Genomic DNA, 13,204 nt, shown 5'->3' with positions numbered 1-13,204 from the left:
CGGGTCGGGGCCGTAGCTGTTCAATCCACCGGTCCCCGGCAGGCAGCCGATTTCAAAAAATCCCCACGTCGAGAGCGCAAATCCAGCCAGCGCCAGGATGGTGTACAGCGTTGAGCCCAGGGCGCCCGGGAACGAAGCGATCCTTGCCACGGGACCTAGCAGCGCGGGCAGCCCATAGAATACCAAGAGCCACCAGGCACTCTTATCGCGGTCATGCAACCGTTCCGTGTGAATGACGAAGCCCCAGGTCAGCCACGGGATCAAGACGACCACGAGCATGGCGACAAAGAGCGGCGCGGCGATGCCGGCAGCGGTGAACAGGATGACAGCCGCAAACAGCCCCGCAACGCCGAAGATGACGAGCGAGCGCCAGTATTTGGCGCGGTTGATGCGCCCGGTGGCGTTGAACAGGAATTCGAACAGATCTTCCATGAAACCATAGGCCAACGTTGCCAGCGGGCAGGGCGCAACTGGTACGTCGCGATAAAACGAAGCAAGGTTCATTTCGTCCACCGATCCGGCTTGCTCGTTTGGCGCGATCAGGTCCGAAGGACCAAGACCCCCGAGCCTTGCTTCGCATGAGCCCGTCGTCGCAAATCCTTCATATGCCGCCTATACTTGGGTCCGCCATTGGTATTGAAATCGGTGTCTTGCGCAATATCCCTCTTTGAACCCGGAGTTACTCTCCATGAAGGCTGCCCGTTTTGTCCTGGCGTTGCTCGCGCTGTCAATGTTGGCACCGTTGCAATCGGCCAAAGCTGCCGACGTGGTGTGCTACAATTGCCCGCCGGAATGGGCGGATTGGGCCTCCATGCTCAAGGCGATCAAAACCGATCTCCACTACGATATTCCGCACGACAACAAGAATTCGGGCCAAGCGCTTGCCCAGATTTTGGCGGAGAAAAGCAACCCGGTCGGTGATATCGGCTATTTCGGTGTCACCTTTGGGATGAAAGCCAAGGCCCAAGACGCTCTGGAGCCCTATAAGCCCGCGCACTGGGACGAGGTCGCCCCGGGTTTGAAAGATCCGGATGGCTATTGGACTACGATTCATTCAGGCACGCTTGGTCTGTTCGTCAACAAGGATGCGCTGGGCGGCAAACCGGTGCCGGCTTGCTGGAAAGATCTCCTAAAGCCTGACTACCGCGGCATGGTTGGCTATCTCGATCCGTCGTCGGCCGCCGTCGGGTACGTAGGTGCAGTGGCAATCAATCTGGCACTGGGCGGCTCGGCCAGTAATTTCGATCCCGCGATCAATTTCTTCAAGGAGCTGAAGAAAAACGATCCGATCGTTCCCAAACAGACATCTTATGCGCGCGTGGTCTCGGGTGAGATGCCGATCCTTTTGGATTATGATTTTAACGCCTATCGAGCCAAATATTCGGAAAAGGGCGATTTCGAGTTCGTGATCCCGTGCGAGGGCTCCGTGGTATTTCCCTATGTCGTTGGTCTCGTCAAGAATGCCCCAGACAGGGAAAAAGCCAAGAAGGTGATCGACTATCTTTTGTCCGACAAGGGGCAGGCGATCTGGACCAACGCGTATCTACGGCCGGCTCGCTCTATTGAACTGCCTGAGGCGGTCAAGGCGAAGTTCCTGCCCGACAGCGACTATGCCCGCGCCAAGGCGGTCGATTGGGGCGAGATGGAAAACATGCAAAAAGGTTTCGTCGACCGCTATCTCGCCGAGGTTCGGTGATGCAATATGGTGTCCTTACTAAGGGCACCGTTGTCTTCATGTCGCACAAATCGTTCGTCTGGCTCTGTTTGCTGCCATTGGCCGTGGTCACGACAGCGTTCTTTCTGTTGCCGATGGCGCGGTTGGTCGTGGTGGGTGCTGAAGGCCCGCAGGGACTGGCCGGATACCTCGCTATTTTGACCGAGCCGCGCTATCGTGCGACCCTGATCAACACCATTGTGCTCGCCGCAGCGACCACCGTCGTGACACTTATCATCGCGACAGTCGCAGGAATGTTCCTGCAACGGCATCGTTTTCCCGGACGTGCCGTGCTGATCGCGATGCTGACCTTCCCATTGGCGTTTCCCGGCGTGGTTGTCGGCTTCCTGATTATCCTGCTCGCCGGGCGGCAGGGCTTGATCGGCGATCTCTCCAATCGCCTGTTCGGTGAGAAGATCGTTTTTGCCTATTCGATCTACGGGCTTTTTCTGGGCTATCTCTATTTTTCGATCCCTCGCGTTATTCTTACGATCATGGCCGCGGTCCAGAAACTGGATGTTGGCCTCGAGGAGGCCGCGCGTTCACTCGGCGCAAGCCCCTGGGCCGTACAACGCGACGTCGTGCTGCCGGCCCTTGGGCCTGCGTTCGTGGCCTCCGGCGCCATCGCCTTTGCGACCGCGATGGGCGCGTTTGGGACAGCCTTCACGCTGGCGACCAACATCGACGTGCTTCCGATGCTGATCTACACCGAGTTCACCTTGGCGGCGAACTTTGCGACCTCGGCCGCGCTATCGGTCGGGCTCGGATTCATCGCGTGGGCCATCCTGGCGCTGGCCCGATCATTTAGCGGCGGCACGGTCGCGGCGGCCGGATGAAGGCCATGCGCGATCGCCTGATCTTCACCGGTCAATTGCTATTTACGCTGACGGTAGCGGCGTTTCTGGTTGTGCCAGCCATCCTGTCCATTTCCGCTGGAGTGACCGTCAATTATTTTCGCGGGATTTCCTCTGGTGTAACGCTGCAATGGGTATTTCAGGTCTGGGATCTGTATGCCGGCACCATCCTGCTGTCCTTTGTGATCGCATTCGCGACCCTTGCCGTCACGCTGCTGGTCGGCGTTCCCGCGGCTTATGCGCTGCACACCCATGGCGGACGTTGGTCGCGCATTGTCGAGGAAGTCATCACATTGCCGATCGCGATTCCGGGCCTTGCGATCGCACTGGCATTGATCCTGACCTATGGCGGATTCGGCGAGTTTCGTCGCTCATGGCTCTTCATCCTCACCGGTCATGTCATCTTCACGATGCCGTTCATGGTGCGCTCGGTGATGGCGGTATTTTCCACCGTTGACATCAAGACGCTCGATGAAGGGGCTGCCTCACTGGGGGCTTCACCTGTGCGGCGATTCCTCGGCGTAATCGTGCCCAACGCGGTGCCGGGAATCCTGGCGGGCGCTCTGATGGTGGTCACGCTGTCGCTCGGCGAGTTCAACCTGACCTGGATGTTGCACACGCCGTCGACCAAAACGTTGCCGATCGGACTCGCTGACAGCTACGCCTCGATGCGGCTCGAAGTGGCGTCAGCCTATACGTTGATTTTTTTTGTCATGATCATTCCGCTTCTTGTCGCGATGCAGATGTTTGCGGATAGGGAGCAGGGCAGATGAATGTGATCGGGGATCACGGCGCCTCGGTGCGCGTCGAGACGTGCGGCAAGACATTTGTCGACGGCACGCGTGCACTTGAGCCCGCGACGCTCGACATTGCACGCGGCGAGACGCTGGTGCTACTCGGGCCGTCCGGCTGCGGGAAAACCACCATGCTGCGCATCATCGCCGGGCTCGAATTGCCGGATGTCGGCGGCAAGGTGCTGTTCGACGGCAAGGACATGACGTCGGTGCCGATCGAGAAGCGCAATGTCGGCATGGTATTTCAGTCCTATGCGCTGTTCCCCAATATGACGGTTGCGGACAATATCGGTTATGGTCTGAAAATCCGCGGCGTTGGTAAGCACGAACGCGCCTCGCGCGTTGCGGAGCTGGTGGCGCTGACCAATATCACCGGACTTGAAAATCGCCGCATCACCCAGCTTTCCGGTGGTCAGCGCCAGCGGGTGGCCTTGGCGCGCGCGGTCGCGATCCGGCCGGGTATCCTGCTGCTCGACGAGCCGCTGACCGCGCTCGATGCCGCGTTGCGTGACCGCCTGCGCGGCGAGCTCAACCGCTTGCTCCGGGCGCTCGGCATCACCACGATCTATGTCACGCACGATCAGGCCGAGGCGATGGAACTCGGCGACCGCGTCGTGGTGATGCAGAAGGGTGTGATTGCCCAGGTTGGAACGCCGCGCGAGATCTATTTTGAACCGAATAGCCGTTTCGTGGCCGAATTCATTGGCGCGGCCAACATCATTGAAGCGCCGGTCGAAAATGGCCAGTTGCTGCTGCCCGGCGGCCGGCAACCGATTGGCGGCGATGCAAACCTCACGACGGCGGTGGCGATGATCCGTCCCGAAACGATCGGAATCGTGGCGGCAGGAAGTGCGCCGCTGTCGGGAACCATCGATAGCGTCAGCTTCATTGGCGACCGTCAACGCATGATTATCGGTGGCGCATCCAGTAAAATTATCGCGGTCGATGCGCCAAACACAATTACGGCCAAGGCCGGTGAAAGGGTCGGGCTTTTGATCGCGCCGGACGCCGTGCGTCTGCTGCCACCAGGAAACTAGAGAAGCTCGATGTCGTCAAAGCCTGTTCGTATTGCGCAGATTTCCGATCTTCATATCAAAACGCCGGGCGCACTGGCCTATGGCCGCGTTGATACCGCAAAAGCGTTGGAGCGCTGTGTTGCTGTCCTGAATGAATTCAAACCGGCGCCGGACTTCGTGGTGATTTCAGGCGATCTCGCAGACACGCCCACCTCGGAAGAGTACGACTATCTCAAACGCCTGCTGGCACCGCTGAAGCTGCCGTTCGCCGGCATTCCTGGCAATCACGATTCGCGCGAGCTGATGCGCGCCGCATTTCCGCAAGCGCCATATGCGGCGGCCTCCGGACCGCTCGATCAGCATGTCGAGATCGGCGGGCTCGATTTGGTCCTGTTGGATTCCAGCGTGTCGGGCAAACCCTATGGCGAACTCGAAGCGCCAACCCTGCAGTGGTTGCAGGCGACGCTGGCGTCGTCCGCCGATCGGCCCGCCCTGCTATTCCTTCACCATCCACCGTTCAAGACCGGCATCTGGCACATGGACCGCCAGAACCTGCTCAATGCGAGCGATCTCGCCCCGATCGTGCGCCGCCATCCGCGCGTGCGACTGATCGCGACCGGTCACGTCCATCGCGCGACCTTCACGATGTTCGCGGGTGTGCTAACCACGATCTGCCCGGCTCCCAATCATGCGGTCGATCTCGACCTCGAGCAGTTACGTGAGCCGTCGTTCAAGGTCGAACCGCCATCGTTTCACCTCCACACCTGGTTTCCAGGAGAGGGCTTTGGAAGCGTCGTCACCCATCAAGTCCCGATCGGTGATTTTGACGGCCCGCACCCGTTCTTCGGGCCGGATGGGAAGCTGCTGTAGCCCGATCGGCGCCAAGCGTTCGAGAACAGGTGGCGTGTCCTAGGCTTCCTTCAATCCGAACAGGCGTGCCGCGTTGCCGCCGAGGATGGCTGTCTTCTGCCTGTCGGTCAGGGTGGTGGTGGCGAAGACATGATCGACCGGGTGCTGTTCCCAGGGGATCGGATGGTCGGTGCCGAGCACGACCTGGCTGGCGCCAACCTGCGCCACCAGATGCCGCAGGCCTTCCGGCGTGAACACCATGGCGTCGAAATAGAGCTGGTTCAGATACTCGGAAGGCGTCTTTTTCAGCACGATATTCGAATTGCAATTCTGCGGTGACACGAAACAAGCGTGGTCGTCGCGCGCGGCGTAGGAGCCGAGATAGCCGCCGCCATGCGCGGCAAGCACCTTAAGACTCGGGAAGCGATCCAGCGTCCCCTCGAAGATCAGGTGCTGCAGGGCAATTGTGGTGTCGAGGGGATTTCCGATCGTATTCGAAAGCCAGCCGTTACCTTTGAAGCGTGACGCGAGTTGCGGCGTGCTTTGCGGATGGATGAAGAGCACCGCGCCAAGCTCTTCGGCCTTGGCCCATACCGGGTGAAACGTGTCGTCGGAAAAGTCCATGCCGAGTACGCTGCCTCCGATGGCGGCGCCGCGCAGTCCTTGCTTCTTGAGCGCGATTTCAAGCTGCTGAACTGCGAGATCGGGAAATTGCAGGCTCAGCGAGGCAAAGGCCGCAAAGCGGTCGGGCCGCGATCCGCAGAGTTCCGCGAGTCGTTCGTTCTGCACCTTGACGATCGCGGCGGCCGTGTCGCGGTCCTTGCCGTACCAGAACGGATTGATCGACAGCACCTCCATATCGATCGCCATCGAATCCATCTCCTTGAGACGCTGCTCGATGGCGATGAAATGCTCAGGAACGCCTTTGACCGGCGGCAGTACTTTGTCGGCTTCGTCACCCATCAGATTGATGGCTTCGTGAAAATAGCAATGCGCGTGCGCGTCGATCGTTATGACGCGTTTGCCGCCGACTTTGACCGGCAACCGCGGCGGCCCCGGCTGCACGCGTGCGGCGTCCGATATGCCGCAACCGCAGAACGAGATTCCGGTCGCGGTAGCGCCCTTCAAAAAATTTCTGCGGGTGGTCATCTGCGTTCTCCTGGCCGATAGGTCGAGGCGTCGGCCTGCACTTGCAATTGTTCTTTCGGCACATTGCCAAGGCGGAAGGGATCAAGCAATCATGCCGGATAAGGATTGCGGCCGGTCGCCCGGATACGTGATCGGTCCGGTCAGGGAGAAATTTGATATGCGTTTGCTGCAATCGTTGGTCCTGGCGCTGGCGCTGCTGGTTGGCTCCAGCGCAATGGCGCAGCCGGCTTATCCAGACCGGCCGATCAGGATGATCGTTCCACTCGCGGCTGCAAGCGCCGTCGATGTCGCGGCGCGGATCGTGACGCAGAAAATGGCTGAGAACATGGGCCAGCAAATCGTGATTATCAACCAGCCGGGAGCATCGGGGCTGATTGGCGCAGAGCAGGTCGCGAGAGCCACGCCGGATGGGTACACGATTGGCGGATTCAACGACAGCGTCATGACCATGGTGCCCAATCTGTATTCCAACATGCGCTGGGACATTCTGAAGGATTTCGAGCCAGTATCGCTTGTCGCTACGGTGGAGTGGGGACTGATCGCCAGTAATCAGACCAGCTACAAGACGGTGGCAGATCTGATCGCTGCCGCGAAGGCTGCGCCCGGCACGATCAATTATGGCTCGGGAGGGCCCGGCAGCCCGCAACATCTGGCAATGGCGTTATTTGCCTCAGAGGCCGGGATATCGCTGACCCATGTGCCTTATAAGGGCGCCACCCAGGCCGCGACTGACGTCGCTGGCGGCCAGATTCCGGTCGCCTTTCAGGGCCTCGGCACTGTCGCCGCGCTGGTGCGCGGCGGCCAGGTCAAGCTGCTCGGCGTCTCCACAGAAAAGAGGTTGCCGCAATTCCCGGACGTCCCCACGGTCTCGGAATCCGGTCTGCCCGGGTTCTTGTTCAATTCATGGTTCGCGATCCTGACGCCGGCCGGTACGCCGAAGGACATCGTCGAGAGGCTCAATGCCGAAGTCCTGAAGGCCCTCGCGGATCCTGAAGTTCGCGGCAAACTGGAGGAGGTAGGTCTCGCGCCGCGCGGGAGTTCCGCTGAGGAGCTGGCCATCATGACGCGCAGTCAGCTCGCCAAATATGCACGCGCGATCAAGCAAATGGGCATCGTCAACGAGTGAAATGGCCTGAATTGGCTATAACGGGTGCCGGTCCGGTGGACGCGGCGATCGCCATCGTTTGGTAGTTAATTAATATGACGTCAACCGTCGGTCGAAATTCTGGCCGACAAGGCGTTGGATCACCTTGGATAATTCAGTCATTTCTTGCTGTGCGCACGATGCCGGCGTATAACGCGCGCGGTCGATAGAGGATGCTCATCAGCCATTCAGCGTGAACCCTCGGATGGCGGACAGCGCAATCATCAGATGGTTATAGCCGGCGTGCCCCAGGACAAGAATGCTGCGCCTCGATCGGTGGCGCGCAGCACTTTGTTGGTGCTGCGCAATCATCCGATTTTCTGCGATCTTGAGCCGGAAGCGCTCGATCAGCTCTGCCGTTACGCCAAGCACTCGACGTTGAAGCGAGGGGGTGCGATCTTTTCCAAGGGTGACCCCGGCAACTGCCTGTTTGCGGTGATCAGCGGCACCGTGAAGATCAGCATCTCCTCCGCCGACGGCCGCAGCGCGATTTTGAATCTCATCAGCGCCGGAGGGATCTTCGGAGAGATGTCGGTGCTCGATGGGCAGGCACGGTCGGCTGATGCCACGGCGAATACCAATTGTGAGATATTTGCTATCGACCGCCGCGAGTTTCTTCCGTTCATGCGTAGCCAGCCGGCGCTGGCGATGAAATTCATCGAGTTGCTTTGCACGCGACTGCGATGGACCAGCGATCAGGTCGAGCAAATTATTCTTCAGAATCTTCCGGGCCGACTCGCCGGCGCTCTCATTCGTTTGACGGAGAAAGACAAGCTCGCGCCTGCGGGCCGGACGATCGCGATTACGCAGCAGGAAATCAGCGAAATGGTCGGCATGACCCGGGAGAGCATCAACAAGCAGCTGCGGGTCTGGGCGGCCCGCAACTGGGTTCGACTCGAGCACGGGGCCATCGTCGTCCTCGATACCGTCCCGCTTCAGGCTTTGGCCGAAGCCGGCTCGGAAAACGAAGGCATTTAGCGCGTCGATAGGCGGGCCATATTTCTCGAATGTTTATCTCCGGGAGTGTGAGGCAGATTACATCCGCCGCGGCTGCCTTGAGCTAGTCTACGGGTGGGTGGAGATCCGCACCGTGGAGGCATCCATGCATGGTTCTCTCGATCGTTCAGATGAAAAGCGAAGCCGTACCGATCGCAGCTGGAGTATTGAATTTTTTGCGCTGCCGGTGCTTGTCGTAATCATGCTGGTTGCCTTGGCGATCGTCAAACCGGCCGCGTCGACCTGGATATCGGAGGCTGTCCAGGCTGAGTTCGTCGGAATGACGTCGCCAGGCGTTGTTCCGAAGGAGTTGGCGCAACCGGCCATGCATATCCGAACGGTCAAGACCTATTGACCCATTGTTCGGCTGTTTCGCCTGACCGGCCTTCACTCCAGCGGTACGGTCAGGCGAAGCTCACTTCCGAGCGCACGCTTCTTGCGACACCGCCGTCTTCTCTTGCGACACCGCCGTCTTCACCCGCCGCTTCATCCGTCGATGATCGCCACCGCCCGAGTCCAGCCCGCTGAGGCTCGCTCGATCTTGACCGGAAAACACGAAATCATGAATCCGGTCGACGGCAGCTGCTCCAAATTATGCAATTTCTCGATATGACAGTAGCCGATGTGGCGTCCGGCCTTGTGGCCTTCCCAAATAAGGCTTGCGTCCTTGGTCTCGACGAATTTCTTCGCTGTGTAGACAAAGGGGGCGTCCCAGCTCCAGCCATCGATGCCGGTGAGACGCACGCCGCGTTCCAGCAGATACATCGTCGCTTCATAGCCCATGCCGCAGCCGGAATTGACATAGTCCTGCTGGCCGTATTTGGCGCCGGCGCTGGTGTTGACCACGACGATCTCCAGCGGCGAAAGCGTGTGGCCGATGCGCTTGAGCTCGACCTCGACATCCTTCGCAGTGGCGACATAGCCGTCGGGAAAATGGCGGAAGTCGAGCTTCACGGCCGGCTGTAGGCACCACTCCAGCGGCACCTCGTCGATGGTCCATGATCGCTCGCCACGATTCATGGTCGGATGGTAGTGGTAGGGCGCATCAAGATGAGTGCCGTTATGGGTCGAGAGCTTCACTGTCTCCATCGCCCAACCTTGTCCGTCCGGCAGATCCTCAACTTTCAGGCCTTCAAAGAAGCCGAGCATCAGCGGCAGGCTCTTCTGGTGATCGTTGTATTCGATCACCGGGTTGATGCCTGGTGGATCGGCCGGAACGTCGTTTTGCAGGGCAACGGAAATATCGATCAGTTTTCGCGCCATGGTGCTGCCTCCGATGTTGGGTCTTTTGGTCAAGACGAGATTGATGCGATCAGACGGGCTTGATGCCGGCTTTAGCGATGATGTCTCGCCATTTTGGTACTTCGTCGTCGATGCGCTTTTTCATGCCGTCGGGCCCATTGGCGATGACTTCGAAGCCGTTGTCGGCTAATTGCTTGGTGATCGCTGGGCGCTTCAGGATTTCGATCGACTTCCTCGCCAGCAAGTCGATCACGGCTGGAGCCGTCTTTACGGGCGCCAGAAAACCCTGGAATGTATCGGAGATGAAATCCTTGTAGCCGAGTTCAATCATCGTCGGCACGTTAGGCAGATCGAACCAGCGACGCTGGCCGGTGACGGCGAGCGCCTTTAGCGCACCGGATTCGATATGAGGATGCGCCGGCGGTAGCGCCGCGAAGGCAACCTGGGTAGTGCCGCCCAGAATGGCCTGGATCGCCGGGCCGGCGCCGGCGAACGGCACATGCGTTATCTGGATAGCGGCGATGATCTTGAATAATTCGGCCGATAGTTGCGGCGTGGTGCCGACGCCGGGGCTTGCGTAATTAAGCTCGTCGGGGTGCGCCTTGGCGTACGTTACGAGATCGGCAATCGAATTCACGGCGAGCTTGGGGTTCACCAGGATGACATTCGGCGACGTTCCAAGCTCGGCGACCGGCGCGAAATCCCTGTAGGGATCGTACGGAATGCGCGTGTAGAGGCTGGGATTGACGACATAGGCGCTTGAGGTGACCAGGAGCGTGTAGCCATCCGGCTCGGCGTGCGCCGCCGCACCAATCCCGATATTGCCGCCGGCCCCCGGCTTGTTCTCGACGATGATGGACCCACTGATGGCTTCGCCGAGAGGGGTGGTGAGGATGCGCGCCATGATGTCGGTCGGACCGGAATAGGCGAATGGCACGATGATCTTGATCGGACGTTCGGGATAGCCTGCTGCCCGTGCGGGCGTTGACGCGAGGCCGGCCGTTGCGGCCGAACCCATCATGAGACCGGCGGCGCGCAAAACCGAGCGGCGCGATAGCGTTGATTTGTTATTTGCCATTATATTCCTCCCGAGATGCAGGCCGGTTTTGTCCGGTCTTTTTGGTTTGGTCCCGTGGCGCTCGTGATGTCTACATGTCGAATACTGCCACGGCGCGGATCGGCGAAGCTGTACCATCACGCCATTTCATCGGCAGGCCGATAAAGGTGAATTGGCGCTTGCCGATCAACGCTTCCAGATTACACAGGCTTTCGATGTGGGTGATGTCGAGGTCGAGGCACGCCTTGTGGACCAGCGAATTCACCTTGCCTTCGGGGCCGGGTCGCATCGCGTCTATGCCGAAATGCACGACGCCCTGTTTCGCCAGCCATTCGGTCGCCTCGACATTGACGCCGCAATTTTCAGTCGAATATTCCTTGCGCGGAAAAGTGCGCTCGTGGTGACCGGTGCAAAGCAAAACCGTACCCCCCTTTGGCACCGGTACACCAGCTTGCTTCACCGCCGCCTCGAGCTCGGAAGACGAAATCTCCGCGCGCGGCGCGATGTGCCGCAGGTCGACACAAATGCCCGGCACGATGCATTTCTCCAGCGGGTATTGATCGATCGGGATACCGCTCCTGCCGAAATGCCTGGGCGCGTCGATGTGGGTGCCGGCGTGATCGACCATCGAGATGAACATCGAGGAGAGACCGTGCACATTTCCGGATTCGACGAACGAATCCTCGTGGCTCTTCCAGATGCCATGGATGGTTGGAGGATGGCCTGGATAGCTGGGGGTGCGGTGGTAGAGTTCTCGACTGAGATCGATGATCTTCAAGGTTGGCCCCCTTTTTGTTGACGGAAACGGCTAATCGAGGCGTTTCGATCATCATGCTGACGTTTTTCCGGCCCGTCTGCAAGACGGCCACGGGTCATGGCGCGGGCGCTTTAGCAGCGCGTGCAAAACAGAAGAGTCAGGGGTAAGTATAATTCCTTCGAAAACGAAGAGCTCGAGCGGGTAGCAATCGCTCGTGCTGCCGGTGCATCTCAGAAGACGTGGAATTACATTCAGGTTACGGGAGGCGGGGGTATGGCAGCTTTCCATTTTGTAACTCTCGTTTGATGAAATCTGTGCCAATCTGCGTACGCGCACGCTGAAACCCTTGGGGAAACCGTGAATGTGGTCGCGGTGAGCGCAATATTTAGGCCGAGTTTCGGTGTAGATGGCCCTGTTGAATGCCGCCTTCGGCAAAATGAATTTGTCGGCCTGGTCACAGATGCGAGGGCCATGCGATTTTTTGCGTGTGAATTTTTCTCCGGCAATGTCCTAGTCAGGGATCGAAGGGTAAGGATTGATAGATGGATAAAAGAGGCTTCTTTGAACGCCCCTTGGGTCTGACGGTCGGGCAGATCGTTTCACTGACGGGTGCCGAACCCCGCGATGCGACCCAACTCGCGCGCCTGATCAGGGATGTCGCTCCGCTCGAACTCGCGGGCCCCAAGGATCTCACGTTCATCGAAAGCAATAAATACGCTGATACCCTCGCGACGACGCGTGCCGGGGCTTGCCTGATGCCGGAGCGCTTTGAGAGCCGCGCACCCGACCATCTCATTGTCTTGTGCACTCCCGAGCCCTATCGCGCTTTCGTCGCCGTGCATAGTGAGCTGTACCCGCAGTCCCTTCGTCCAGCCTCGCTGTTCGAGGCTGTTGACATTGCACCTGGCGCAACCGTCCATCCTTCCGCCCTACTGGAGAGCGAAATAGCGATCGACCCGGGCGTGGTGATTGGGCCTCGCGCTGAAATTGGATCGGGCACGATCATCGCCGCGAATGCGGTAATCGGGCCCGACGTCAAGATCGGCCGTGGTTGTGTGATTGGCGCGGGTGCATCAATCATGCATGCGTTGATCGGCGACCGCGTGGTGATTCATCCCGGCTGCCGCATCGGACAGGACGGCTTCGGCTTCATCACAGGCGGCAAGCCGGTGAAGGTCCCGCAAACCGGCCGCGTCATCATTCAAAACGATGTCGAGATCGGCGCTGCGACCACGATCGATCGTGGCGGCATCAGAGATACCGTTATTGGAGAAGCGTCCAAGATCGATAACCAATGCCAGATCGGTCACAACGTTGTGCTTGGCCGCCATTGCCTTGTCGTGGCTCAATCGGGGCTGAGCGGTAGCGTGACGCTTGAGGATTACGCCGCCCTTGGCGGTTCGGTCGGCCTTGCGCCGCACGTCACGATCGGCAGAGGCGCACGGGTCGCCGCGCGCTCGGGTGTCATGAACGACGTTCCGCCGGGCGAAGTCTGGGGTGGCTATCCCGCGACGCCACGCAAGCAATGGATGCGCCAGCAGGCCGTACTGGCCCGTCTCGCGGTCCCCGGCGCCAAAGTTGCGGGATCCGCAAAGCCCTCCGGTGAGAGCTGACGTGCCGATCTGGCCGCGA

The 13,204-nt window shown here is 59.6% G+C and carries 14 protein-coding genes; 9 read left to right on the top strand and 5 right to left on the bottom strand.

Annotated elements, in window-relative coordinates; translation table 11 throughout:
- Positions 1-432, bottom strand: a 432-nt coding sequence (locus tag GSQ88_RS05980) for a DUF805 domain-containing protein (protein ID WP_159006468.1), incomplete at its 3' end; no start/stop codon positions are given.
- 256 nt (positions 433-688) lie between these two features.
- On the opposite strand from GSQ88_RS05980, the gene GSQ88_RS05975 reads away from it, so the two are divergent.
- From GSQ88_RS05975 to GSQ88_RS05955, 5 genes are read left to right on the top strand one after another with little or no spacing between them, the layout of a single operon-like run.
- Positions 689-1,696, top strand: a complete 1,008-nt coding sequence (locus tag GSQ88_RS05975; protein ID WP_159006467.1) for an ABC transporter substrate-binding protein — start codon at positions 689-691, stop codon at positions 1,694-1,696.
- Positions 1,697-1,734: 38 nt separating this feature from the next.
- Positions 1,735-2,550, top strand: a complete 816-nt coding sequence (locus GSQ88_RS05970; protein ID WP_159006501.1) for an ABC transporter permease — start codon at positions 1,735-1,737, stop codon at positions 2,548-2,550.
- Between the two features lie 5 nt (positions 2,551-2,555).
- Positions 2,556-3,341, top strand: coding sequence for an ABC transporter permease (locus GSQ88_RS05965; protein ID WP_159006466.1), 786 nt, complete (start codon positions 2,556-2,558; stop codon positions 3,339-3,341).
- Positions 3,338-4,399: an ABC transporter ATP-binding protein gene (locus GSQ88_RS05960; protein ID WP_159006465.1), complete on the top strand. Its 1,062-nt coding sequence runs from the start codon at positions 3,338-3,340 to the stop codon at positions 4,397-4,399. The genes GSQ88_RS05965 and GSQ88_RS05960 overlap by 4 nt, the downstream gene beginning before the upstream one ends.
- Positions 4,400-4,408: 9 nt before the next feature.
- On the top strand, positions 4,409-5,248 hold the full coding sequence (locus tag GSQ88_RS05955; protein WP_159006464.1) for a phosphodiesterase: 840 nt from the start codon (positions 4,409-4,411) through the stop codon (positions 5,246-5,248).
- A gap of 39 nt (positions 5,249-5,287) precedes the next feature.
- Here the strand turns inward: GSQ88_RS05955 and GSQ88_RS05950 are convergent, their stop codons facing one another.
- The gene (locus tag GSQ88_RS05950) at positions 5,288-6,376 is read right to left on the bottom strand and encodes an amidohydrolase family protein (protein ID WP_159006463.1); all 1,089 of its coding nucleotides are present in this window, start codon (positions 6,374-6,376) and stop codon (positions 5,288-5,290) included.
- On the opposite strand from GSQ88_RS05950, the gene GSQ88_RS05945 reads away from it, so the two are divergent.
- The 3 genes from GSQ88_RS05945 (at position 6,309) to GSQ88_RS05935 (ending at position 8,871) form a co-directional block, all read left to right on the top strand.
- The gene (locus tag GSQ88_RS05945; protein WP_210253756.1) at positions 6,309-7,502 is read left to right on the top strand and encodes a Bug family tripartite tricarboxylate transporter substrate binding protein; all 1,194 of its coding nucleotides are present in this window, start codon (positions 6,309-6,311) and stop codon (positions 7,500-7,502) included. The two genes, GSQ88_RS05950 and GSQ88_RS05945, sit on opposite strands and share 68 nt — an antisense overlap.
- A gap of 261 nt (positions 7,503-7,763) precedes the next feature.
- Entirely contained in the window at positions 7,764-8,498 is a 735-nt protein-coding gene (locus GSQ88_RS05940; RefSeq protein WP_159006462.1) for a Crp/Fnr family transcriptional regulator, read from the top strand.
- A 124-nt stretch (positions 8,499-8,622) separates the two neighbouring features.
- Positions 8,623-8,871 (top strand): hypothetical protein, encoded by a 249-nt coding sequence (locus GSQ88_RS05935; protein WP_159006461.1) that lies wholly within the window; start codon positions 8,623-8,625, stop codon positions 8,869-8,871.
- A 131-nt stretch (positions 8,872-9,002) separates the two neighbouring features.
- On the opposite strand, the gene GSQ88_RS05930 is transcribed toward GSQ88_RS05935, so the two are convergent.
- The 3 genes from GSQ88_RS05930 to GSQ88_RS05920 all read right to left on the bottom strand — a co-directional run bounded on the left by GSQ88_RS05930 (position 9,003) and on the right by GSQ88_RS05920 (position 11,593).
- Positions 9,003-9,779: a cyclase family protein gene (locus GSQ88_RS05930; RefSeq protein WP_159006460.1), complete on the bottom strand. Its 777-nt coding sequence runs from the start codon at positions 9,777-9,779 to the stop codon at positions 9,003-9,005.
- A 49-nt stretch (positions 9,780-9,828) separates the two neighbouring features.
- Complete coding sequence (locus tag GSQ88_RS05925) at positions 9,829-10,836, bottom strand: Bug family tripartite tricarboxylate transporter substrate binding protein (protein ID WP_159006459.1); 1,008 nt, start codon at positions 10,834-10,836, stop codon at positions 9,829-9,831.
- Between the two features lie 70 nt (positions 10,837-10,906).
- Entirely contained in the window at positions 10,907-11,593 is a 687-nt protein-coding gene (locus tag GSQ88_RS05920) for a cyclase family protein (protein WP_159006458.1), read from the bottom strand.
- 521 nt (positions 11,594-12,114) lie between these two features.
- On the opposite strand from GSQ88_RS05920, the gene lpxD reads away from it, so the two are divergent.
- Positions 12,115-13,185 carry a UDP-3-O-(3-hydroxymyristoyl)glucosamine N-acyltransferase gene (gene lpxD, locus GSQ88_RS05915; protein WP_159006457.1) on the top strand — a complete coding sequence of 357 codons (1,071 nt, stop codon included), beginning with the start codon at positions 12,115-12,117 and terminating at the stop codon, positions 13,183-13,185.
- Positions 13,186-13,204: the final 19 nt, after the last annotated feature.

The sequence above is a fragment of the Bradyrhizobium sp. S69 genome (genome assembly GCF_009766005.1).
In the GTDB taxonomy this organism is placed as follows: Bacteria; Pseudomonadota; Alphaproteobacteria; order Rhizobiales; family Xanthobacteraceae; genus Bradyrhizobium.
The sequence above is the reverse complement of the archived record's forward strand: the minus strand, read 5'-3'. Positions and strand labels throughout refer to the sequence as shown.